At 72.2% G+C, this 23,288-nt stretch carries 21 protein-coding genes and 1 riboswitch; of the genes, 8 read left to right on the plus strand and 13 right to left on the minus strand.

From position 1 onward, the window contains the following. Nucleotides 1–26 precede the first annotated feature (26 nt). On the minus strand, nt 27–1,148 hold the full coding sequence (locus tag NAG42_RS40050) for a hypothetical protein (RefSeq protein WP_250037683.1): 1,122 nt from the start codon (nt 1,146–1,148) through the stop codon (nt 27–29). 231 nt (nt 1,149–1,379) lie between these two features. Between NAG42_RS40050 and NAG42_RS40055 the strand changes: the two genes are divergently transcribed. Further along, on the plus strand, nt 1,380–3,128 hold the full coding sequence (locus NAG42_RS40055) for a GH39 family glycosyl hydrolase (RefSeq protein ID WP_250037684.1): 1,749 nt from the start codon (nt 1,380–1,382) through the stop codon (nt 3,126–3,128). On the opposite strand, the gene NAG42_RS40060 is transcribed toward NAG42_RS40055, so the two are convergent. Both NAG42_RS40060 and mycP read right to left on the minus strand, forming a co-directional pair. Continuing rightward, nucleotides 3,106–3,765, minus strand: coding sequence for a phosphotransferase family protein (locus NAG42_RS40060; protein WP_250037685.1), 660 nt, complete (start codon nt 3,763–3,765; stop codon nt 3,106–3,108). The two genes, NAG42_RS40055 and NAG42_RS40060, sit on opposite strands and share 23 nt — an antisense overlap. Nucleotides 3,766–3,820: 55 nt before the next feature. Further along, entirely contained in the window at nt 3,821–5,029 is a 1,209-nt protein-coding gene (gene mycP, locus NAG42_RS40065; protein ID WP_250037686.1) for a type VII secretion-associated serine protease mycosin, read from the minus strand. A 75-nt stretch (nt 5,030–5,104) separates the two neighbouring features. Further along, a riboswitch (cobalamin riboswitch) is annotated at nt 5,105–5,295 on the plus strand. Here mycP and NAG42_RS40070 point away from each other — a divergent pair. Together NAG42_RS40070 and NAG42_RS40075 are read left to right on the plus strand one after the other, a co-directional pair. Beyond that, nucleotides 5,279–5,482 carry a CbtB domain-containing protein gene (locus NAG42_RS40070; protein WP_250037687.1) on the plus strand — a complete coding sequence of 68 codons (204 nt, stop codon included), beginning with the start codon at nt 5,279–5,281 and terminating at the stop codon, nt 5,480–5,482. (Overlaps the previous riboswitch by 17 nt.) Then, nucleotides 5,473–6,237 carry a CbtA family protein gene (locus NAG42_RS40075; RefSeq protein WP_250037688.1) on the plus strand — a complete coding sequence of 255 codons (765 nt, stop codon included), beginning with the start codon at nt 5,473–5,475 and terminating at the stop codon, nt 6,235–6,237. Before NAG42_RS40070 ends, NAG42_RS40075 begins: the two co-directional genes overlap by 10 nt. Nucleotides 6,238–6,268: 31 nt before the next feature. Here NAG42_RS40075 and NAG42_RS40080 read toward each other — a convergent pair whose 3' ends face one another. Next, nucleotides 6,269–7,282, minus strand: coding sequence for a phosphotransferase (locus NAG42_RS40080; protein WP_250037689.1), 1,014 nt, complete (start codon nt 7,280–7,282; stop codon nt 6,269–6,271). 53 nt (nt 7,283–7,335) lie between these two features. On the opposite strand from NAG42_RS40080, the gene NAG42_RS40085 reads away from it, so the two are divergent. The 4 genes from NAG42_RS40085 (at nt 7,336) to NAG42_RS40100 (ending at nt 11,736) form a co-directional block, all read left to right on the plus strand. Continuing rightward, nucleotides 7,336–8,439: a DUF4037 domain-containing protein gene (locus NAG42_RS40085; RefSeq protein WP_250037690.1), complete on the plus strand. Its 1,104-nt coding sequence runs from the start codon at nt 7,336–7,338 to the stop codon at nt 8,437–8,439. Further along, the gene (locus NAG42_RS40090) at nt 8,439–9,071 is read left to right on the plus strand and encodes a LysE family translocator (RefSeq protein ID WP_250037872.1); all 633 of its coding nucleotides are present in this window, start codon (nt 8,439–8,441) and stop codon (nt 9,069–9,071) included. The genes NAG42_RS40085 and NAG42_RS40090 overlap by 1 nt, the downstream gene beginning before the upstream one ends. 594 nt (nt 9,072–9,665) lie before the next feature. After that, on the plus strand, nt 9,666–10,799 hold the full coding sequence (locus NAG42_RS40095) for a coiled-coil domain-containing protein (protein ID WP_250037691.1): 1,134 nt from the start codon (nt 9,666–9,668) through the stop codon (nt 10,797–10,799). 598 nt (nt 10,800–11,397) lie between these two features. Next, nucleotides 11,398–11,736 carry an RNA polymerase-binding protein RbpA gene (locus tag NAG42_RS40100; RefSeq protein ID WP_203939927.1) on the plus strand — a complete coding sequence of 113 codons (339 nt, stop codon included), beginning with the start codon at nt 11,398–11,400 and terminating at the stop codon, nt 11,734–11,736. A gap of 66 nt (nt 11,737–11,802) precedes the next feature. Here the strand turns inward: NAG42_RS40100 and NAG42_RS40105 are convergent, their stop codons facing one another. From NAG42_RS40105 to kdd, 9 genes are all read right to left on the minus strand, one after another. Next, complete coding sequence (locus NAG42_RS40105; RefSeq protein ID WP_250037692.1) at nt 11,803–12,327, minus strand: FxsA family protein; 525 nt, start codon at nt 12,325–12,327, stop codon at nt 11,803–11,805. 49 nt (nt 12,328–12,376) lie between these two features. Beyond that, the gene (locus NAG42_RS40110) at nt 12,377–13,165 is read right to left on the minus strand and encodes a polyprenol monophosphomannose synthase (RefSeq protein WP_250037694.1); all 789 of its coding nucleotides are present in this window, start codon (nt 13,163–13,165) and stop codon (nt 12,377–12,379) included. Next, nucleotides 13,162–14,784 (minus strand): apolipoprotein N-acyltransferase, encoded by a 1,623-nt coding sequence (gene lnt / locus NAG42_RS40115; RefSeq protein WP_438872519.1) that lies wholly within the window; start codon nt 14,782–14,784, stop codon nt 13,162–13,164. Before lnt ends, NAG42_RS40110 begins: the two co-directional genes overlap by 4 nt. A 493-nt stretch (nt 14,785–15,277) precedes the next feature. Continuing rightward, nucleotides 15,278–16,528, minus strand: a complete 1,251-nt coding sequence (locus tag NAG42_RS40120) for a glutamate mutase L (protein ID WP_250037696.1) — start codon at nt 16,526–16,528, stop codon at nt 15,278–15,280. Continuing rightward, nucleotides 16,525–16,890 (minus strand): 3-aminobutyryl-CoA ammonia lyase, encoded by a 366-nt coding sequence (kal, locus tag NAG42_RS40125; RefSeq protein WP_250037699.1) that lies wholly within the window; start codon nt 16,888–16,890, stop codon nt 16,525–16,527. Before kal ends, NAG42_RS40120 begins: the two co-directional genes overlap by 4 nt. Then, on the minus strand, nt 16,887–17,621 hold the full coding sequence (gene kamE / locus NAG42_RS40130) for a lysine 5,6-aminomutase subunit beta (RefSeq protein ID WP_250037700.1): 735 nt from the start codon (nt 17,619–17,621) through the stop codon (nt 16,887–16,889). The genes kal and kamE overlap by 4 nt, the downstream gene beginning before the upstream one ends. Beyond that, a complete protein-coding gene (gene kamD, locus NAG42_RS40135; protein ID WP_250037702.1) occupies nt 17,618–19,180 on the minus strand; it encodes a lysine 5,6-aminomutase subunit alpha in 1,563 nt (520 codons plus the stop codon). The genes kamE and kamD overlap by 4 nt, the downstream gene beginning before the upstream one ends. A gap of 15 nt (nt 19,181–19,195) precedes the next feature. After that, entirely contained in the window at nt 19,196–20,755 is a 1,560-nt protein-coding gene (locus tag NAG42_RS40140; protein WP_438872515.1) for an amidohydrolase, read from the minus strand. A gap of 5 nt (nt 20,756–20,760) precedes the next feature. Beyond that, a complete protein-coding gene (gene kdd / locus NAG42_RS40145; RefSeq protein WP_250037704.1) occupies nt 20,761–21,777 on the minus strand; it encodes an L-erythro-3,5-diaminohexanoate dehydrogenase in 1,017 nt (338 codons plus the stop codon). 100 nt (nt 21,778–21,877) lie between these two features. On the opposite strand from kdd, the gene NAG42_RS40150 reads away from it, so the two are divergent. After that, nucleotides 21,878–23,266 (plus strand): KamA family radical SAM protein, encoded by a 1,389-nt coding sequence (locus tag NAG42_RS40150; protein ID WP_250037707.1) that lies wholly within the window; start codon nt 21,878–21,880, stop codon nt 23,264–23,266. The last annotated feature ends 22 nt before the right edge of the window (nt 23,267–23,288 follow it).

The following is a 23,288-nucleotide window of genomic DNA, read 5'->3' on the forward strand; positions in this document are numbered from 1 at the left end:
GAGACGCTATCGGCGCCGGGAACTCATCAGGCGCGGCGACGGCGAGCCACCAGCAGCGCACCCGCGCCGGCCACCAGCAGGGCCAGGCCGGCCAGCCCGACCGGCCCGACGGCCGAACCGGTGATCGGCAGGCCGCCACCGCCGCCGCCGTCCCCGTCACCGGGGGCGGGCGCCGCGGTGCCGCCGGGCTGAGCCGGGGTGGGCGAGGCGGTGGCCGACGGTGACGGTGAGGGTGACGGGGCCGGGGTCAGGCCGGTCAGGTCGGCCACGTAGCTGGTCTTGTCGTTGTCCGGGTTGACCGGGTTGAGGATCCAGCCCCGGGCGAAGTTGGACGGCGAGTCGTAGACCTCCACGTCGACGGCGACCTTCGTGCCCCGCCACTTCGAGTTCGCGGGGATCGGCACGGTCCGCTTGACCTCGGTCTCCTGCCCCGGCGCGAGCGCCCGCCGGACCGTGCACTGGTTCTTGCCGGCGGTGAACCGGCAGGTCGCACCCGGCCCCACGCCGGTGCCGTGCCAGTTGGTGACCGTGAAGATCTCGTGGTAAGTGAACTTGGTCGTCGTCTGCGGGCCGTAGTTGTGCAGCACCGCGGTGTAGGTCACGGCGTTGTCGGCGACGACCAGGTCCTTCACCGCGACGCCCATGTCGGCCGACCCGGCGACGGTGCTCTCCCAGACCCGGGTGTTGTTGGGCAGCCAGAGGTCCTGACCGTCCTCGACGTCGAGGTGCAGACGGAACGGGAGCTTCGTGCCCAGCGGTGTGTCCTTGCCGATCGTGAGCTCGACCGGGAAGGGGTAGCCGCCGATCCCGTCGGTGCTGTCCGGTCCGGCGGGCCGGCAGGTCAGCAGGCCGGCGGTCTGCTCGCACGATCCACCGCTCGGGCCGTCACCGGGGGCGTAGGTGACCCCGGCCGGGATGGTGAGCGTGACGGTCAGCCGCGACGGGTCCACCGGCTGAGAATTCGCGCCGTCGGTCACGGCCCCGGCGCGCAGGACGATCTTCCACACGTAGCCCTGCGTGAACTCGGCCGGGGCGATGATCTCGCCCAGACCGGAGTGGACCGGCTCGGCGGCGTGGGCCGGGGTCACGGCGGCACCGGCGAGCACGAGAGAGAGGCCGAGGACGCCGGCCAGACGGCGGAGAATCACGCCGCAAGGTAGCAGCCGGGAAGGGCACGGCGCTGCCCTCTTTCCGGTTCAGGCTCGCCCGGGCACCGTGGTCCAGCGATATCGGTCGCTCGACCAGTCAATGATCATGGGGCGCGCGGGGTAACCATGCGGCCGAGGATGTGCTCGGGAGGCGTTCGTGACACCACGGTTCGCGCGGGTGACGTTCACCGTGCCGGCCGGGCCGACACTGCCGCGACTGGGGGTTCGTTGATGACCATCGAGGATCGGGCCCGGGCCGGCTGGGCGGCGCTCATGGGCGGTGGCGGAGCTCAGGACCGTACGCCGGGCAAACCGCGACCATCGGGCCTGCCCGCACCCACCGGGGCCTTCGCGGTCAGCGGCCGCGGTCAGGTGACCGTGTCGTGGGAGCCGGTGGACGGCGCCATCGGCTACGCGGTGCACCGGGCCGACTCGGCCGACGGGCCGTTCACGGTCGTCGACCACGGCGGCGGCGACGTGCTCGCCGTGCCGCACAGCCCCTACGCCGACACCACGGCCGGGCGCGGCGGCTGGTACGCGGTCGCGGCGCTCGAGACGGTGACCGCGCTCGGCCCGCTGTCGATCCCGGTGCCGGCCGTGGACGTCTCGCTGGCCCCGGCGGTGACCGTCAACGTCGGCTCCGACCCGACGCCGCTGCCCCGGGTGTGGGAGGCCATGGTCGGCTCCGAACACCTGTCGCACCTGCTGTCGACCGAGACCACCGGCGGACAGCCGATCGGCGAGGAGCTCACCGGCGCGCTGCGGCGGGTCCATGACGAACTGGGCGTGCGCACCGTGCGGGCCCATCACATCCTCGGCGACGACGTGGGCGTCTACCGCGAGGACGGCGGCGAGCCGGTGTACGACTTCAGCCGGGTCGACCGCATCTACGACACCGTCCGCTCACTCGGGATGACGCCGGTCGTCGAGTTCGGCTACATGCCCCGCGACCTGGCCCGCGAGCCGTCACAGACCGTCTTCACCCATCGGGGCGTCATCTCGCCACCCCGCGACTGGGACCGCTGGTACGACCTGATCCGCGCCTTCACCGCCCACGTCGTCGACCGCTACGGCCTCGACGAGGTGCGCTCCCGATGGTGGTTCGAGGTGTGGAACGAGCCGGACCTGTCGGTGTTCTGGCCGGGCACACCCGAGGAGTACCGGCGGCTTCACGAGCTCACCGCGCGGGCGGTCCACGACGTCGACCCCGGACTGCGGGTCGGCGGCCCCGCGTCGGCCGCGGTCGGCGCCGATTTCGTGTCCACCCACGTCTACGGGACCCTGCCGCTGGACCTGCGCCCCCTGGCCGGCGACCGGCCGCTGCTCTGGACCGAGTGGGGAGTCACCGCCACCCACGGCAACCCGATCAACGACTCGGTGTTCGCGGCCGCGTTCCTGCTCGACGGCATGCGCTCGGCGGCCGGGCGCGTCGACGCGCTCGCGCCGTGGGTGGCCGGCGACCACGTCGAGGAACTGGGCCGGCCGGCGAAGCTGTTCCACGGCGGGTTCGGCCTGCTGACCGTGGGGAACCTGGCCAAACCGAAATTCTGGGCGCTGTGGCTGGCCGCCCGGCTGGGCCGCGACGAGCTCCCGGTCTCGCTGACCGGCGACGGCGCCAACAGCCTGGTCTCGGCGTGGGCATCGCGCTACGACGACGGCGGCACCGGGGTGCTGCTGTGGAACAACACCCTCGACCAGAGCCGGGCCACCGGAGACCCACACCTGACCCGTTCGGTGGTGGTACGCCCGGCCCTGACGGTCCCGCACCGGCTACGGATGTGGCGGGTCGACCAGCGCCACGGCAACCCGCGGTTCGACGGTGACTGGCCGACCGCCGCGCAATGGGCGGCGCTGCGCGCGGCCGACCACCTCGACGAATCCGAGCCGGCCCGCCAGGTCGCCGCGGGTGAGGACGTGACGCTCGAACTGCCCAATCCCGGGATCGCCTTCCTCGAGCTCACTCCGTCCACGACAGGGTGAGGGCAAGGTTGTCCTGCCAGGTGCGGCGGGCGGCCGCCGGTCCGGACCGGAAGCGCTCGACGAAGCTTTCGCACCGGGCCGCGGCGGCCTGCCGCCGGCGGGCCCACGACGGCCGTACGCCGTAGCCGGCGAACAACTCGCCCAGCGCGTCCACCGCACCGGGATGGTGGCGCCGCACGATCCACTCGCACCAGGCGACGTCCTCGATCGGGTCGCCGGGGTGCGCCCACTCCCAGTCGAGCAGGGCCGTCACCCGAAACGTGTCCTGGTCGAAAAGCATGTTGTTGGGCCCGAAGTCGCCATGCACCACCACCCAGCCGGTGGCGGCGGCCGTGTCCGGGAAGACCGCGCTGACATCAACCTGCTGAAGCCGGCGCAGCAGCTCACCGCAGGAGCGCAGCACCGGCCGGGCCAGACCCTGGTCGATCAGATCCTGGCCGTGCATCCCGGGCAGCTGCTGCAACCGCAGCGCACCCTCGGGCACGCCGAGCACCCGCGGCACCGGCAGACCGGCCGGGAGCCGTCCGAGCACATCGAGCTCGGTACCGCGCCGCAACGCCTCGTCGATCCCGCCCCGGTAACGCTTGACCACCACGGCACCGTCGCCCTGAGTGTCGTTCGTGTACCCGTGCCGCACGTCCCCACCTCCCCCTGATTTCGCCGGCCGCGAAGTTCGTCGATCTCCGAGTCGGTCAGTCGGTGGGGCCGGGCGCGGCGGGATGCCAGCCGCGGCGGCGGCCGGAGCGGACGACCAAGGCGACCAGGCCGAGGAGCACGACCACGCCGGCGCCGACGGCGGCGAACAGCATCGCGTTCTGCTGGGAGCGGTCGCGGCGGGCGGCCAGGGCGGCGGCTCCCGGATCGTTGCCGTTCACCAGCTCGGGGGCCGGGACCGGGCGGGCCTGCGTGTTCAGCGTCGCGGTGAGCGCCCGGAACGGGTTGAGCGCCCCCGACCCGTACTCCAAGCTCGACGCACCGCCCGGCGCGGGGTCGGCCGTGGCGATCAGCCGCTGCCGCACCTGAGCCGGGGTGATCGCCGGGAAACGCTGCTTGAGCAGGGCGGCCGTGGCCGACACGAACGGCGTGGCGAAGCTGGTGCCGCTGACCGACGCGTGACCGGAGACCCGATTTGCCACCGTGACCGGCTCACCGATCGCCACCAGGTCGACGTAGTCACCGCGCTGCGAGAACGACGCGCGGACGCCGTTGTTGTTGATCGCCCCGACGCCGATCACCCCGTCGTAGTCGGCCGGGAACGGAACCGGGTTGCCGTCGTCGGGCCCGCCCTTGTTGCCGGCGGCGGCCACGACCACGACACCGGCGGCGACGGCCCGGGCGACCGCCGCCCGGACCTCGTCGTCGTCCCGGGTCATCACGAGCGAGAGGTTGATCACGTCGGCGTCGCCCTCGTCGACCGCCCAGTCGATCGCGTCGGCGAACTGGGCCGGGCTGCCCCGGTCACCCACGACGTCGTCGCCGATCTCGAGCTGCTCACTGATCCGGACCGGCACGATCACCGCGTCGGGGGCCAGGCCCTGGAAGCCCGTGTCGCCGGCCGGGGCCGCCCCGATGATGCTCGCCACCGCCGTGCCGTGACCGGCGCAATCCTGCCGGCCGGACCGCTCGTCATGCAGGAAGTCGGCACCCTGGGCGACGCGTCCGCGCAGCTGAGGATGATCAGCGTCGACCCCGGAGTCGATCACGGCGACCCGCACCCCGGCGCCCGTGGCGAACCCGGCGAGCCGCCCCGGGTCGTACACCTGATCCTCGATCGGGACGCCCGCGGCGACCGGCGCCGCGGCCCCGGGCTGCTCACAGACCACGGCCGCGCGAGCCGGCGCGGGCACCGTCAGCACCGCGGCCGACACCGCCGCGGCGGCGGCCAGCCGACGCCAACCCATCGATCACCTCCGACACCCTGTGCCAACGATTCGCCTGGATCGTATCGAGGGGGTGCGACAGTTCCGGTTGTGCGCCCAGCTACCGCACAGCTAGGTTGTGGAAACCATCTGCGGCGTCGTGAGGGAAACCGGTGAGAGTCCGGTGCGGTCGCGCCACTGTGAACGAGGACCCCTGGTCCTCGCGAGTCAGAACGCTCACGCGTCGCAGCCTGTCGGACGGGACGCGTCATCCCGCAAGGAGGTTCTGCCATGCCCAAGGCCACCACAGCCGGCCCGCTGAGCACGCCCGCTGTTTCCCCGCGGCTGCTCGTCACGGCACTCGCCGTCGTCGCCCTCATGCTGCTGATCACCTACCTGGTCGCCTTCGACCAGGGTGCGGTCTCGCGCAGCGGCATGTTCCTGCACGAGCTCATGCACGACGGCCGCCACCTGCTCGGCGTCCCGTGTCACTGAGCCCCACCTCCCCGGCGCCGACGTTCGGCGCGCTCCTGCTCCGCGGCCTGCTCGCCGGTCTCATCGCCGGCCTGCTGGCCGGGGTTTTCGCGTACGCGTTCGGCGAGCCCAAGGTCGACGCGGCCATCGCGATCGAGGAGGCCGCGGCGCACGCCACCGCCGAGCCCAGCCACCACGACGACGCACTGGTCAGCCGTGACGGTCAGCGGGGCGGCCTGTTCCTGGCCACCGCCCTGTACGGCGCGGCCATGGGCGGCATCCTCGCCACCGCGTACACGCTGCTGCGCCGCCGCCTGCGCACCCCGAGCAACACCCGCGCCGCACTGAGCCTGGCCGGCGCGGCACTGCTGGGCCTGGTGCTGGTGCCGTTCGTGAAATATCCACCCAACCCCCCGGCGGTCGGTGACCCGGACACCATCAACCAGCGCACGATCAGCTACCTGGCGATCGTCGTGATCGGCCTGGTCGCGGTCTGGGCCGCCGTCGTGGCCAAACGCACCCAGCCAACCGAGTGGCGCCAGGCGATGGCCGCGGTCGCCGGCTTCCTGGTCGTCGTGGTGGTCGGCTACACGCTGCTGCCCAATATCAACGAGGTCCCCGCGACCTTCCCGCCGGACCTGCTGTGGTCGTTCCGGCTGGCCTCCCTGGGCACCCAGGTCGTCCTGTGGACCACGCTCGGCCTGGCCTTCGCCGCCCTGCTCGCCTACAGCCGCCGGCCGGCCACCCAGCCCGAGCGGGAATCCGTAACCGCCTGACCGCAGCGCCCGCCGGGTCGCCGCCGCTCGCTCAGAGCACGGCGTCGGCCCAGCGGGCCACCACCCTGAGCACCGGGGCGCGGCCGGCCAGCATGTCCTCCAGGCCCCGCGTGTCGTATCCCGGCTTGCGCGCCCCGCCCTTCGCCGCGGCCGCCACCATGCGAGGCGCCAGCCAGAAGTACTTCGCCGCGCCACACGTCATGATCGCGCGCTGGACTGTCTCGTCGTCGACCGCCCCGTCCAGCCCCCGGCGGTACTGCTCGGCCACCACCGTCAGGACCTCGTCGAGCAACCCGATGTCGATCAACCCGTCGAAGAACGTGTCCAACGCCAGGTTCGCCGCGTCCTCCCCGATCGCCCCGGGCCCCACGTACGCCCAGTCCAGCAGCACCGGACCGTCCGCCGCGAAGACCAGGTTCATCGGCCAGACGTCGTGGTGGCACAACGTCCGCGGCAGCTTGTCGGTCAGCGCCAGGATCTCCGCCCGCCGCTCCCACAGCCGGTGCAACCCGTCCCGCAGCGACGGCTCCCACACCGCGGCCAGGACCGGATGATCCCAGTCCAGGTCGGACTCGAACGCGTTCGCCGATGTGTAGTCGCGCAGCCAGTCCCGCGCCAGCCACGACTGCTCCGGCGGCCGGCCCAGCCAGTGCGCATGCGCGCCACCGAGCCGGAAAGCCACGTCGCCCAACTGGGCCACGCCGGCACCCGTCCCGGCCGTGCCGGTCACGTCCTCCAGCCACATCGCCACCGAACCGTCGGGGCCGTCCACCTCCTCGTACAACTCGGGCCCGGACAGACCAGGCAGACCGGTGGCGACGAGCCCGGACGCATACGCCTCCGGCTCGCGCCGCCAATAGTTGAAGTGACCCGGATCGCCGCTGGCCGCCAGATGATCGGCCGCGCCGTCTCTCCCCGGCGTCGCGATCTTGAGGATTGCGGTGTCGTGGTCACGGTAGACCCGCCAGACCCCGCCGGTCACCTCGTTCGCCGTGCTGTGGACAAGTTCGTCGGCGGTCCATCCGGGACGGAGCAGGTTTTCCACAGGCCGACGATATCGGCGCGACGATGTCAGTGCCGCCCGCTAACTTCCTCGCCATGACCGCATTCCTGCCCGGTGCCGAGCTCGCCCGCCTCTTCTACGCCGAAGCCGTCCGCCCGCTGCTCGGCGACCTGCCCCACGCCGCCGCCCGCCTCGGCCCCGGCTCCGACGTGCTCGGCTTCGACACCCCGCGATCCACCGACCACGACTGGGGGCCACGCCTCGAGCTGTTCGCCGAGGACGACACCGGCGAGCTCGGCGACCGGCTCAGCCGGCTGCTGCCCAGACGTTTCCGCGGCTGGTCCACCCACTTCGAGCCGCCCGGTGCGCGGGTCCGCTCGATGGCCGACACCGACGGCCCCGTCGACCACTACGTGACGATCACCCCGTTCCCGCGATGGTGCCACGGCCAGCTGGGCTTCGACCCGGCCACCGGCATCGGCACCACCGACTGGCTCAGCACCCCCTGGCAACGCCTGGCCGAGGTCACCGGTGGTGCGGTCTTCCACGATCCGGACGGTGCCGTCTCGCGCGTACGAGCAAGCCTGCGCTGGTATCCGGCCGACCTGTGGCGATACGTGCTGGCCGCCCAATGGCAGCGCATCGCCGAGGAGGAGGCGTTCCCGGCCCGTGCCGCCGAGACCGGCGACGAGAGCGGCGCGTCGGTCCTCTCCGCCAGGCTCTGCCGCGAGGTGGCCCGCCTGGTGCTGCTGCAGGCCCGACGCTGGCCGCCCTACTCGAAGTGGCTGATGGCGGCCCTACCGCCCGACCGGGTCGCCGGGCACCTCACGGCCGCCCTGCGCGCCGGCAGCATCCGCGACCGGGAGGACGCGCTGTGCACCGCCCTGGAGTCCGCAGCCGAGAAACAGAACGAACTCGGCCTCGCCGCCGAAGTCCCGCCGGCGCGGATACCGTTCTTCGACCGTGGCTACCCAGTGATCGGCGCCGGCCGTTTCGCCGAGGCGCTGCGCGACGCCATCACCGATCCCGTGCTGCGCTCACGCCCGCTGACCGGCTCGATCGACCAGATCTCCGACAACGTCGCCGTTCTGACCAGCCCCTCGACGTGCCGCTCGATCCTCGCCGCCGCCCACCCGGCGACAACCACGCACGACAACGCGGCCGTCCCGAGGCCCGGGCCGGATAGATTCCGCGGGTGATGACGATTGCTGCCCTGTGGTCCTTCGTGCTCGTGGTCGGCCTGCTCACGCTGACTCCCGGCCTCGACACGGCGCTCATCCTGCGGACGGCGACGGTCCGGTCGACCCGGCAGGCGTGGGGCGTCGTCCTCGGCATCCAGACCGGCACACTCATCTGGGGCGTGCTGGCCTCGGTCGGCATCACCGCCCTGCTCACCGCCTCACATCTCGCCTACGAGGTGGTCCGCTGGGCCGGTGCGGGCTATCTCGTCTGGATGGGCGTGCGCATGCTGTGGGCCACCCGGAGCCGCGAGCATGCGGACGACCACGAGCCCGGCGTGGCCCCGGCCGACGGGTTCCTTCCCGGGTGGCGGCGTGGGCTGCTCACCAACCTGTTGAACCCCAAGATGGGCGCCTTCTACGTGGCGCTGCTCCCCCAGTTCATCCCGGCCGGCGCGACACCGTTGCTGTCCGGCGTCCTGCTGGCGGGCGCTCACGTCGCCCTCGGCCTGGCCTGGTCGGCAGCGCTGGTGACAACGGCGCGCCGCTTCCGCCGGCTGCTCACCCACCCCCGGGCCCGCCGCCTGCTCGACCGGGTCGCCGGCCTGGTGATCGTCGGCTTCGGCCTCCGACTGGCTACCGAAGCCCGCTGACCAGACGCCGGCGGCCTGAGTAGCACCGCGCCGGCCGAAGCGTCCCCAGCTGTGTGCGGCGTATGGGGTTCCGACGCCGCACAGAGCCCGACGAAGCCCCATGAAGTGTTGGTGGGAATCGAAGTCTTCCTTTTGGGTGTCGTGGGCCCGCGCACCGCGCGTAGAGCATCCTAGGATGAAGTTGTCAGCGGAAGACGCGCCCGACCAACGGTCGGTCAAAGCTCGCACGGCCCCGCGAATCGCGGTTTGGCGTTGCCTGGCCGGCGGCCGTCAAGCGTCGGCAGGCGGCAGCGGCGGAGGGTGGCGGCGGCAGCGGCGGAGGGTGGCGGCGGCAGCGGCGGAGGGTGGCGGCGGCAGCGGCGGAGGGTGGCGGCGGCAGCGGCGGAGGGTGGCGGCGGCAGCGGCGGAGGGTGGCGGCGGCAGCGGCGGAGGGTGGCGGCGGCAGCGGCAGCGGCAGCGGCGGCAGCGGCGGCGGCAGCGGCGGAGGGTGGCGGCAGGCGATGGCGGAGCGGCAGCGGAGGGTGGCGGCGGAGGGTGGATTGGGCCGTGTCGTGGCGGGGTTGCGGGGGTTGGCGGGCCTAGGGTGACCTTGCGATGAACGAGAACGACACTGAGACCGAGACCCGGCCCTGCGCGCACTGTGGACGGCCGGTGCCGCAGCGTAACTCGGCGGGGCGGCCCTTTCGGTACTGCCGGGACAACGACGGGGAATGCCAGCGGGCCTCGCGCAATGTGCGCATGCGGCACCGCTCCTCCCCCGGGCTGGCGGGGCAGGTCGCGCGCACCTGGGAGGTTGTCGACCGGCTCGATCAGCTCGCCGGGTCGCTGACCGAGGCCCTGCACTCGGAGCTCTCCCCGGCCGGCGTCGACCGGCAGGTGGCGGAGATCCGTGCGGAGACGTCCGGGCAGATCGCGGCGGCCCACACCGAACGCGACGACGCCCGCCGCGACGCGGAGCGGGCGGCCGCCGAGACAGCCACGGCGCAGCAGTTGGCCGCGGCGGCCGCGGCCCAGCGGGATGAAGCGGTCCACCGTGCCGAGGAGGCGGAACGCGCGGCCAAGACCGCGGCCGAGCGAGCCGGCGAGGCGCAGGCGGCCCGGGACGAGGCTCAGCGGGCGGCCACCGCGGCGGCGGCTCTGCGGGAGCGGGCCGAGGCGGACCGGGATACGGCACGGGATGAGCTCGGCACGGCCCGGGCGGAGATTCTGGACGTACGGCGGGAGCGGGAAACCACCGAGCGCGAGCTGGCCTCGGCCCTGCGCGACGCCGAGACCGCCGCCACCCGCGGTGAGGAGCTACGCCGGGAACGGGACGCCGCGCGGGACGATGCCAAGCGGGCCGAGTCCGAGCTGGCGGCCGCCCGCCGGGAGCTGACCGAGCAGCGCGATGCCGCGGACAAGGTGCTCCATGACGTTCGTGGGGAGGCCGCCGCCGCTCAGCGGGCCGCCGACACCGAGCTGGCACGGGTGCGGCAGGACCTGGCGAGCGCGGTGTCCGAACGGGACAGTCTCCTGCGTACGCGGGAGGAGCTGGAACGCGCCGTGCGGGACCGGGCCGATCTGGAACGCCGGCTGGCCGCCGCGCAGGCGGAGGCCGAGGCGGCGCAGGCCCGCACCGCTCAGCTCTCCGCGCAGGTCAGCGACCTCGCGTCGGCCCTGGCCAGCCTCGGCACCGCCCGGCCACCGGCCGCTCCACCCCAGCCCACCGCTGCCGACTCCCGCACCTGACCCCACCGGCGCGGCCGCACCACACTGAAGCGGATCGGCGGCACCAACCGACCAGACCAGACCGGCCGGCGCCGAGCGGCCAAGACCAGAGCGACCCCGGCGAAGCCGAGCGGCCAAGATCGGAGCAAGTCGACGAGACCGAGCGGGAAACCAGAGCGGGCCGACGAGACCGAGCGGGAAACGAGAGCGGGCCGACGAGACCGAGCGGGAAACGAGAGCGGGACTCGCGAAGAGCGAAGCCGGCGCGCATGATCCGGAGGGTGCTGGGAATCAGGAGTTCTCAGGTCCGGCCGGTTGACGACGAATGATGGACGAACGAAGCCGTGCCAGCGTGGCGAAATGACGGATACCCGACTGGGTGACCAATGTCGCACCAGCTGGAGAACACTCATAGGCCGTAAAGTGGACCAAGGTCCACTTCGGCGGGGGTGCACGGTGCCAGGTAAGGGACGCGGGCGGTTACGCTCGTAGCGTTAACACCACCGTCACAACGGTGGTCCAGAGTCTCGGCGACCATCGGAACCCCACCACAGGAATCCGGCGGACGCCCCTTTCGTTACACCAACGAGAGCAGCACCACGAGCGAGGGGAAGCCACCATGGGCGAACGCATGCTGCGCGGCAGCCGTCTTGGCGCAGTCAGCTACGAGTCCGACCGCAACACCGAGCTGGCGCCCCGGCAGACCCGAGAGTACCTGTGCGTGAAGGGTCACCAGTTCGAGGTTCCGTTCGCCGTCGACGCCGAGGTCCCGATGACCTGGGAGTGCAAGTTCGACGGCAGCGTGGCCCGTCTGGTGGACGGCAACGAGCCGGAGCAGAAGAAGGCGAAGCCGCCGCGCACCCACTGGGACATGCTCCTCGAGCGTCGGTCGATCTCGGAGCTGGAGGACATCCTCAACGAGCGGCTCCAGGAAGTCCGCACGCGCCGAGGCCGCTGACCCGGCGACAAGACAGAAAGGCCGTCCCCATCGGTGGGGACGGCCTTTTTCGTACGAGACCAGGGGCTAGCGGAGCACTTCGCCCTCGATGACCTCGCCCTCGATGGCGGCGGCCGGTGTGCGCTGAGCCGGGGCCGGGTCGTCGGCGACCACGATCGGGTCGCCCGGGTGGACCCGGACGTGCCGGGCACCGAACAGGTCGGACGCGGCGGCCCCGCCCACCCGGCGCTCGGTGTAGCGCTCGGTCTGGTGGCGGGCCAGCTGACGGCCCGGCGGCAGGAGCAGCAGCAGCCCGGCCACCGACGAGACGAAGCCGGGGATGGCCAGCAGCAGCGCGCCGAGCAGGCCGACCAGCGAATTGGCCACCTCACGGCCCGGCGGGCGCCCCTCGGCCGCGGCGGCCTGGAAACGGCGCCAGCCCTTCATGCCCTCGCGGCGCAGCAGTGCCAGGCCGGTCACGCTGGCGGCGATGCCCAGCAGCACCGCCCAGAGGCCGCCGATCGCGTGGACCACGGCGATGAAGACGACGATCTCGACGATCGCCAGTGCGGACAGCACCAACGGCAGCAGGGCTAGACCTCGACCACGCATGCGGTTCCTCCGTGTCAATCGACCTCAAGCATGACACGCGGGCGCGCGGTCACGGCCAGGTCGACCCCTCGGCGGCCCGCCGGCCGAACCGCTTGCGGATCACCTCACGCCGGGCCTGCAGACCCCACACCGTGACCCTGAGCAGCTGTTCCTTGAAAATGTTGCCGCTCATCTTGCTGACGCCGTGTTCGCGCTCGGTGAACGTGATCGGCACCTCGGCGATGCGGAAGCCCGCCTGATAGGTGCGCCAGGCCAGCTCGACCTGGAAGGAGTAACCGGTCGAGGCGACCGTTTCGACGTTGATCGCGTCGAGAACGGGCATCCGGTAGGCCCGGTAGCCACCGGTCGCGTCGCGGAACGGCATGCGCAACGCCATCCGGATGTAGATGTTGCCGCCGCGGGACAGCAGCAGGCGGCGCATCGGCCAGTTCCGCACGCTGCCGCCGGGGATGTAGCGGGTGCCCAGCACCGCGTCGGTGTCGCCGAGCGCGTCGAGCAGCCGGGGCAGCTCCTCGGGGGCGTGGGAACCGTCGGCGTCCATCTCGACGACCGCGTCGTAGCCCTTGTTCTTGGCCCAGGCGAAGCCGGCCTTGTACGCCGCCCCGAGCCCCTCCTTGCCCGCCCGGTGCAGCACGAAGATGTGATCGTCGGCCACCGCCAGCTCGTCGGCGATGGCGCCGGTGCCGTCGGGCGAGTTGTCGTCGGTGACGAGGATGTCGGCCTCGGGCACCGAGGTGCGGACCCGCCCGGTGATCAGGCGGATGTTGTCCGCCTCGTTGTAGGTCGGGATCACCACCAGGACCCGTCCCACCCCGGGGTAGCCTTCCGCCTCGCTCACCGTGCCTCCGTAACGTCGTTCGTCGTACGCCGGCGGCGACGCAGCGGAAGCGCACCGGCCAAGGCGAGGACCGCCAGTGCGGCCATCGCCATCTCGGGCCAGTGGCCCAAACGAGTCGCCAGCGTAGTCGTTGCGCCCAGGCTCATGTCACGCACCATCACCGCGCCGACGTTGAAGCCGCTCGAGTCGTACACCTGACCGGCCGTGCCGGCGAAGGCGGACACCCCGACCGTGGACACCATCAGCGCCTCCCGGCCGTGCTCGACGGCACGCAGCCGCACCATGGCGAGCTGCTGCCGGGCCTCGGCCTCGTTGAAGGTCGCGTTGTTGGTCTGGACGGCGAGCACCTGCGCCCCTCCAGTGACAGTGTCGCGGACCACACCGTCGTACGCCACCTCGAAGCAGATCACGTCGCCCAGGGTGACCGCGCCGCTGCGGATGACGCCGGGGTGGTCGCCGGCCAGCATGTTGCGCACCAGGTCGACCTTGTCGGTGACCATCCGGGCGATCGAGCGCAGCGGGACGTACTCGGCGAACGGCACGGGGTGGCGTTTCATGTACGTCTGGTCGAGGTCGGGCCCGGTGCCGGGGTTCCACAGGATGCCGGCGTTGTAGATGTCGCCCGGCTTGTCGGTGCGCAGCACGGTGCCGACCAGGATCGGCGCCTTGATCAGGTCGGCCGCCCGGGAGATGACCGCGGCCGCGTCGGGATTGCGCAGCGGGTCGATGTCGCTGGAGTTCTCGGGCCAGACGACCAGGGCGGGCTGTTTCTGCCGGCCGGCCGCGACCTCGGCCGCGAGGCGCTCGGTGGCGTTGACGTGGTTGTCGAGCACGGCCCGGCGCTGGGCGTTGAAGTCGAGGCCGAGGCGGGGCACGTTGCCCTGCACGATCGCCACGGTCGCGGTCGGCCCGCCGGGCTCGGCCACCGGCACCAGCAGCGGGCCGGCGATCAGGGCGGCGGCGGCCAGCGCGAAGCCGATCACCGGGCCGAGCGGGCGGCGGGTGTGCGCGGCCCGCGCGCTGGGCCGCCACGCGCGCCAGGCCAGCGCGACCAGGGCGCCCCCGGCGGCGGCGACGGCGAAGGTGACCAGCGGGGCGCCACCCCAGGCGGCCAGGCGCAGCGCGGGCGCCTCGTCCTGGCTGAACGCGAGCCGCCCCCACGGGAAGCCGCCGAACGGGGCGCGGTCGCGGGCCGCCTCCTGGGCCACCCACAGCACGCCCAGCACCGGCGGCCACAACGCCCGCCAGCGGTCGACCAACGGCGACAGCCAGGCCGTGGCGAGCCCCAGGAGCCCGAGATAAGCCGCCTGGGCCAGCGACAGCAGCAGCCAGGGCAGCCAGCCGGCGGCGAACGTCGTCCACCACAGCAGCGGCAGGAACAGCACCAGCCCGGCCAGGAAGCCGACCCCGAACGCGCGGCGCAGACGACGGCGGTGGGTGGCTCCGGCGAGCAGGGCCACACCGACCGGGGCGAGCCACCACAGACCGTACGGCGGGAGGGCGAGCAGCAGGGCCAGGCCGGCCAGCACGGCCATCGGCAGGGCGACCCGGCGGCGCACCGGCCGGGGCCCGGAATCGGCGGCCGTGGCCTGCGGCGGAGCGGGGGGCTGCAACGTCATCTCCACGCGCGAGAGGCTACCTGGCCTGGGCTGGCCGGAAACGGACAGTCGGGGCGGGCGGCGGCATCGATAAGGGAACAATCGAACTCTACGAGAAGAGGCGCGGCCCCGCCCCGGGACCGCGCCTCATGTGCACCACACCCCGGGCACGGCCGGTGGGCCGTACGGAGATCGCGGACGCCTTCGGACCGGCCTGCTCCGCGCCGGCTGCGCGGGTCACACCGTTGTCTACTGGTGCCCGTTTTCTCCTGCGGCCCACCGCGGACGCGATCGGTCCGCACCGCTCCGCCGACCCCCACCCCCTGGACCTGGCTGAACGCGCGACCCCTGCGAGGACTGCGGGCCAGTGGGTGGAGGAGCGGAGCGGACAACAGTCGCTCCCGTGCTCAGGATTTGACGACGGTACGTCCGTCCCCCGCAGGTCTGTCAACCGCCCTCCCCGTGCTCGGGCGTGTCGCGTTCCTCGGCGTGTCAGATCCCGTACCCGTTCGGGCTACAGGCTGTTCACCAGCGCCACCGCGGCCTCACGGTGATCGATCGACAACAGCCCGGCGGCGGCCAGCACGTACTGCTCGTCCACGACGGTGCGGGCCGCGGACGGCGCGGCCCAGCCACCTGACTGGTCAGACAGCACCGCGTGCAGCACAAAGTCTCCGCCGCCGTGCCTCAGCACGCCCCCGGATCCGACCACCAGCCGGACGTCGCGCAGATCGCGGCCGCCCGTGCGGGGCTGACCAGGACCGGACGAGTGGCCCCGCGCGTGCCGCCGCAACGCGACCGTGGCGGCGGCCGCGGCTAACGCAAAGTCACCCGATCGATGCCCGGATTCCGGTAGTGCCAATTTCTCGGCGATCGCGGCCGCGCGCGTGCCGTCGGCACCCACCGCGACGCCGAGATCACCCTCCACGGTCCGGGACCGCCAGAGCGTCCCGGCCACGTCACGCCGCGGCCCGGTCTCGGCCTCCGCGTCGGGCACCAGAGCCGAATAGACGTCCGTGGTCGCCCCACCCACGTCCACCACCAGGACCCCCGATCCGGTGCTGTCAGCGAGCAGCTCAACCCCCGCCAGCACCGCGTCCGGGGTGGCCGCCCGGACCAGCGAGGCGAACCGGGGACCCGCCGACAGCCGCTTGCCGCCGATCACGTGCCGCAGGAACACCTCGCGGATCGCCGCCCGCGCCGGCCCCGGGTCGAGCACGCCGATGCGGGGCAGCACGTTGCCCGTGACGGTCACCGGCACCCGGCGCTCGGTCAGCCGGCCGGCGGCCTCGTCCCGGACGTCGGCGTTGCCGGCCACCACGACCGGGACCCGCAGCCGCGAGGTGGCCAGCCGGTGCGCGTTGTGCAGCAGCACCTCGCCGTCACCCCCGTCGGTGCCACCGACGAGCAGGATCACATCGGGACGCGACGCGCGCAGGGCACTAACCCCCCGGCCGTCCAGCGGGCCGGCCGCCACATGCACGACCCGCGCGCCCGCCGACAACCCGACCCGGTGCCCGGCCTCGGCGGTCACCAGTGACTCGTAACCCACCACGGCCAGGCGCAGCCCACCGCCGGCCGACGAGCACACGTACGTCTCACCACCCCCGCCGACGGCCGCCACCGCCTGATCAAGACCGGTCAGCACATCGGTGCCCGAGGTGGTCGGCACCTCGGCCCGGCGCACCAGGCGACCGCTCGCCAGATCGACCAGGGCGGCCTTTGTGTAGGTGGATCCGACGTCCACGCAGACCGCGGTGGTCACGCTTTGGGCGGGACGACGACCGTGCCCGTGGCGGTCACCGCGACGATCGGCTCGTCCAGAACGGAAGCGGCCGACCCGCCCGCGCCCCGGGCCACGACCCGCGATTCGAACGCGATCGTGCGTGACCGGGTGCCCATCCGGGTCACCGTGGCCACGATCTCGAGGATGTCGCCGGCCTGGATCGGCGCCGTGAACTGCACGTCGTCGTAGGACGCGAACAGCCCCTCGTCGCCGTCGAGCCGGATGCAGACCTCGGTCGCGACGTCGCCGAACAGGCCGAGCGAATAAGCCCCGTCGACCAGGTTGCCCGCGTAGTGGGCGTGCGAATACGGGACATAGCGGCGGTGGGTGACCGTGATCAAGAGGTGCTCCCGGTGATGGCGTGGACGAGGTAGGAGGCGACTTCGCGCGGCGTCGTGCCGCGGGTGAAGATGCGGTCGACGCCGAGCTCCGCGGCCATCAGCTCGTCGAAGCGCGGCCCGCCGACGATCAGAAGCGGACGCTTGCCGGCCGGCAGGGCCTCCCGGAACGCGGCCGACATCGCCCGTGTGTTCTGCAGGTGCGCGTCGCGCTGGGTGACCACCTGCGAGACCAGCACCGCGTCGGCCTTGCGCTCGCGGGCCGTCTCGACCAGATCCGGTACGGAGACCTGGGCCCCCATGTTGGTCACCGACAGCTCGCTGTAGTACTCCAGGCCCTTCTCCCCCGCGATCCCCTTGAGGTTGAGGATCGCGTCGATGCCGACCGTGTGCGCGTCGGTGCCGATGCAGGCGCCGACCACGCTGAGCCGCCGCCGCAGCCGCCGCTTGATGGTCGCGTTGACCTCCTTGGCGCTCAGCAGCGGGAAGTCACGCTCCACGACCTGCACCTGCTCGGTGTCGACGAGGTGGTTGACCCGCCCGTAGACGACGAAGAACGTGAACTCGTCGCCCATCGGCTTGGCGTGCACCAGCAGCGCCGGATCCATCCCCATCTTGTTGGCCAGCTGCACCGCGGCGCCCTCGGCCCGCTTGTCGTGCGGGATCGGCAGCGTGAACGACAACTGCACCATCCCGTCCCCGGTGGTGTCCCCATAGGGCCGGACGATCGTCATGGTGCCTCCTCCAGCGCGACAGTCACCGGGTTGTAGTAGTCGTCGTCGTGGCGGGCGACACCGTCGAGGCCTTTGCCCCGGTCGGCCGGGCGTTTCATGATGCCGAAGGTGCCCTCGGCGATCGCGGTCAGCAGCGAGTCGTCGACGATCTTCTCGAGCAGCTCGACCGCCTCCCCCAGCACGGCGTGGGCCCGCTGCTGGATGAAACCGCCGGGGGCGGGGACGAAGTCCTCGTGCAGGTTGCCGGCGCCGGTCAGCACGTAGCGGACGTTCTGCAGGGCGATGTCGCGGTCGGACAGCCACGGCGTGACGACCGCCTCGGTCATCATGCCGACCAGCAGGATGCCCTGGCCGGTCAGCGCGCCGACCAGGTTGAAGAACCCGTCGAGCAGATTGCCGCGGAACACGTCACCGGTCATGTGCTTGGTCGGCGGCATCCACTTGAGCGGCGCGTCCGGGAACAGCTCGCGGGCCAGCAGCGCGTGCGCCAGCTCCAGACGGAACGACTCGGGCACCTCGGGGTTGATCTCGAACGCGTGCCCCAGGCCGAGCTGCCAGTCGGCCAGGCCGGCCTCGTGCGCGAAGAACTCGTTGAGCAGCTGCGACACCGTCACCGTGTGAGCCGCCTCGACGGCGTCGGCGGTCGTGAGGTAGTTGTCCTCACCGGTGTTGATGATGATGCCGGCGCGGGCGTGGACCTGCCGCGAGAAGCGCTGGTCGACGAAGGTGCGGATCGGGTTGATGTCGCGGAACAGGATCCCGTACATCGAGTCGTTGAGCATCATGTCGAGCCGTTCCATCCCGGCCAGCGCGGCAATCTCGGGCATGCACAGCCCGGACGCGTAGTTGGTCAGCCGCACATACCGGCCCAGCTCCTTGGACGTCTCGTCCAGCGCCGCGCGCATCAGCCGGAAGTTCTCCTGCGTCGCATACGTGCCGGCGAAACCCTCCCGGGTGGCGCCCTCGGGCACGTAGTCGAGCAGCGACTGCCCGGTCGAGCGGATCACCGCGATCACGTCGGCCCCGGCCCGCGCGGCCGCCTGGGCCTGCGGGATGTCCTCGTAGATGTCGCCGGTGGCCACGATCAGATAGATCCACGGCCGCTGCCGCGGATCCCCGAGCCGCTTGATCAGCCGGTCCCGCTCGGCCCGCCGCCGATCGACGATCTTGAGGCCGCGGCCGGTCGCCCTGGCCGCGGCCCGCCGGGCCGTCGCGGCGTCCGCTTTCTTCCCCGGTACGTCGAACCGGACCGCCCCCGCCGCGGCCTTCTGAGCCAGCACGGTGACGTCGTCGACCCCGGTGCTCCGCATGGCGTGGAACACCGGGACGGCGACCCCGTGACCCAGCCCGACATCGGCCCGCACCGCGTCGACCAGCCGGTTCACCCAGGGGATGCCGTCCTGGTCGGCGCCGTGCACCCCGGCCAGCCGCAGCACCGCCCGCTCCACCGACACGGTGGTGTGCGAGCGGGCCAGATCGACCACCGGTTGCCCGGCCCGTGCGGCGAGCCGGCGCGCCGCGCGCACCACCCGCGGGTCCAGATCAAGCTTGGACGCCACCCGTACTCCCGTTCATCAGACTTCGTGGATCGTTTCGCCGTGCAAGGTCGTGCGGCGGCACACCGGCCGCTGCGGTTGCGCCCCGTCGAGCTCCGGCAACAGCAGGGGCAGACCCTCCCGTACGCCGGACGGGGTCTCCCAGACGGCGAAGGTCGCCGACTGGCCGGGCGCGAGCACCCCCGCGTCACCGACCCCGGCCGCCCGCCACCCGCCCCGGGTCGACGCCGCGAAGGCCGCCCGCACACTCATCCGGTAGACCGGGTTGCGCGGGGCCGCCGCCGCGACCACCACCGCCCACGGGTCGAGCGCGGTCACCGGCGAGTCGGAACCGAAAGCCAGCTGCACCCCGGTCGCGTGCATCGCACCGATCGGGTTCGACGCCATCGCCCGCTCGACCCCGAGACGCTGCGCATACATGCGGTCGGGGCCACCCCACAGCGCGTCGAAGACCGGCTGCACCGAGGCGATCACCCCGAACTCGACCATCCGCGCGATCATCGGCTTGTCGATCAGCTCGACGTGCTCGATGCGGTGGCGACCCTCGCGGACCGCGTCGACCCCGACCGACTTGGCGGCCAGCGCGAAGCCCTCCAGGACCGTCGCGATCGCGGCGTCGCCGATCGCGTGGAAACCGCCCTGCACGCCGACCGTGATGCAGTCGAGCAGATGATCGGCCGCCTGCTCGGCGGTCAGGAAGGCCTCACCGCAGCCGCCGTGCCCGTCGAGGAACGGATCGCGGACGCTGGCTGTGCGCGAACCGAGCGCCCCGTCGGCGTACAGGTCGCCGGCCGCGCCGACCGCGCCCAGCTCCTTGGCCTTGAGGGCACCGCCGAGCTCACCCCAGTAACCGAAGACGTGCGGCAGGCCCGGACCGTTGAGCGCCAGGACCGAGGTGAAGTCGGCCTCGCTGGACGTGCCCGGGCCGGCGCACTCGTGCACGGCGGCGATGCCCAGGGAGGCGGCCCTGGTCAGCGCGGCCCGCTGCGCGGTCGTGCGCTGCGACGGGGTCAGGGCGTTCAGCGCGATGGCTCGTACCCGATGGTGCTGATCCTCCTTGACCCAGCCGTCGCCGACCGGCAGCTCGGCCGCGGCCAGCAGCGCGGTCGAGGCCAGCGCGGAGTGCACGGACGCCTGGGACAGATAGACGCGGCGGCCCGCGGCGGCGCGGTCGAGCTCGGCGGCGGACGGCAGCGTCTGGTCGGGCCAGGTCGACTCGTCCCAGCCGTGGCCGTGCACGATGCCGTCGGCCGGGCGGGTCGCGGCGAACCGGGTCACCGCGTCGAGCAGCGCGGACGCCGAGCGGACCTCGCTCAGGTCGAGGCCGTCGATGGCCAGGCCGGTGTCGGTGGCATGCAGGTGGGCGTCGACGAAGGCCGGGGTGACCAGGCCGTTCTCCAGGTCGACGGTGCGGTCGGCGGCCGGCGCGTCCGCCGTGTCACCGAGCCAGGCGATCCTGCCGTCGCGGACCAGCATGGCGGTGGCCCGCGGGTCGGCGGCCGAGTAGAAGCGTCCGTTGTTGTAGAGGACTTCTCCACGGTTCGGCATCGGTTTTCCGCCGCGGTCGAGTTCAGTCATGGGCGTCAGTCTCTCGCGAGACGCGCTTCGAAGAGCGACCGGATCGCGGGTACGCGGCGCAGCAGGTCGACGGCGAACGCGGCGTGACCGGGGACGAAGCCGTTGCCGATGAGCATCGTCACGTCGGCCGCCAGACCCTCGGCGCCCAGCGCGGCCGCCGGGAAACTGGTGGCCATCGAGAAGAAGATCACCGTGCCACCGGCCGCGGTGGCCAGGATCGCGCCGTGCTCGCAGCCGGGCACGTCGACGCAGACCACCGTGATCGTGGCCGGCTCGCCGACCGCGGCCGCCACCTCGACCGGGTTGCGGGCGTCGGCGACGGCCACCTCGTCGGCCACCCCCGCGCCGCGCAGACTCGCCGCCTCCCGCTCGTCCCGGACGATGCCGACCGTGCGCGCGCCGGCCATCCGGGCGGCGGCCAGAGCGAGCGACCCGCTCTTGCCGGCGCCCCCGAGGACGGCGACCCGCGGGTTCGCGTACTGCCGGACGACGCGATCGGTGAGAGCCGGTGCGCCGCAGACGTCGTAGACGGCGAGCGCCAGCTCCGGCGCGAGATCCTCGGGCAGCACGCCGACGATCGAGCGGCCGAACAGGATCGCGGTCCCCTCGGCCGGGACCTGCTCACCGCGGCCGTCCCAGCCTCGCAGGGCATCGGTGATCCGCAGCGGGGTCAGGGTCAGCGAGACCAGCGTGGCGACCCGCTGACCGGGCTTGACACCGAGCGGCGACAGCGGACCGACCTCGTCGACCACGCCAATCAGCATGCCGCCCGAGCCGGTGACCGGGTTGTGCATCTTGCCGCGGGTCCCGATGATCTCGAGGACCTCGGCCCGGATCGCGTCGCCGTCGCCCCCGTGCTTCTCGGCGAGCTGGCGATAGCTCGCGGCGTCGAGGTTGAGGCGCTCCACCCGTACGCGAACTTCGTCCTGCTTGATCTCGGGGCTCGCATCGAGGCGCCAAGCCGCCTGCGGGAGCACGCCGACCGGCTCCAGAACCCGTTCAAGACCGACAGAAGACGTCATTCGCCCCACCTTCAACAAGAAATCAGAGATCCGAGTACGCGGGTCTACCGTAAATCCTACGGGCAGATGGTTTCTAGACCGGAAATCCTCCAGTAGCGTGATGCTGTCCGAACGATCGATCAGGGAGGCACCGTTGACCCAGCCCGCGGGACAGCCGTACGAATATCACCGCCGCACCCTGGTCGAGCCCGACTGGACCCGGTTCCCCGGATGGCGCGACGTGACCGAGGCGCAGTGGCAGTCCGCCCAATGGCAGCGGGTCAACTGCGTCAAGAACGTGAAGCAGCTGCGCGCGGTCATGGGCGACCTGCTCGACGAGAGCTTCTACACCGACCTCGAGACCGACCAGCAACGCCTGGCCACCATGTCGATGCTGCTCCCGCCCCAGATGGTCAACACCATGGTCCCCGACCGGGTGCCGACCACGGAGGCGTTCTACGCGGATCCCATCCGCCGCTACATGCTGCCGGTGGCCACCGACCGTCACCTCGACTGGCCGTCCCACCCGCACGCCACCCGCGACTCCCTGCACGAGCACGACATGTGGGTGGCCGAGGGCCTCACCCACCGCTACCCGACCAAGGTGCTGGCCGAGCTGCTGTCGACCTGCCCGCAATACTGCGGTCACTGCACCCGGATGGACCTGGTCGGCAACAGCACCCCCACGGTCGACAAGCTGAAGCTGTCGCTCAAGCCGGTCGACCGCTACGACGCCCACCTCGCCTATCTGAAAGCCCACCCCGGCGTACGGGATGTGGTGGTCAGCGGCGGTGACGTGGCGAACGTGCCGTGGAAGCAGCTCGAGGCCTACCTGATGGGGCTGCTCTCGGTGCCCACGGTGCGCGACATCCGGCTGGCCACGAAGGCGCTGATGGGTCTCCCCCAGCACTGGCTGCAGCCCGACGTCGTCGAGGGCCTGCACCGGGTGGCCATCACCGCCCAGCGGCGCGGCGTCAACCTGGCCGTGCACACCCACGTCAACCACGTGAACTCACTGACGCCGCTGGTCGCCAAGGCGGCCCAGACACTGCTCGAGGTCGGGGTGCGCGACGTGCGCAACCAGGGCGTGCTGATGCGCGGGGTCAACGCGACGACGGCCGACCTGCTCGACCTGTGCTTCGGGCTGCAGGGCGAGGCCGGCATCCTGCCGTACTACTTCTACATGTGCGACATGATCCCCAACGCCGAGCACTGGCGGGTGCCGGTGTGGCACGCCCAGCAGCTGCAGCACGACATGATGGGCTACCTGCCCGGCTACGCGACCCCGCGGATCGTCTGCGACGTGCCGTTCGTGGGCAAACGCTGGGTGCACATGGTGTCCGAGTACGACCGTGAGCACGGCATCTCGTACTGGACCAAGAACTACCGCACCTCGATCGAGCAGAACGACGACGAGGCACTGTCCAAGCTGTACGCCTACTACGACCCGATCGACACGCTGCCCGAGTCGGGCCAGGACTGGTGGCGCAAGCAGGAAGCCGCGGCATAGAAAAAGGCCCCCGGAGACGGGG

It is taken from the genome of Paractinoplanes maris, from assembly GCF_023544465.1.
Classification (GTDB): domain Bacteria; phylum Actinomycetota; class Actinomycetes; order Mycobacteriales; family Micromonosporaceae; genus Actinoplanes; species Actinoplanes maris.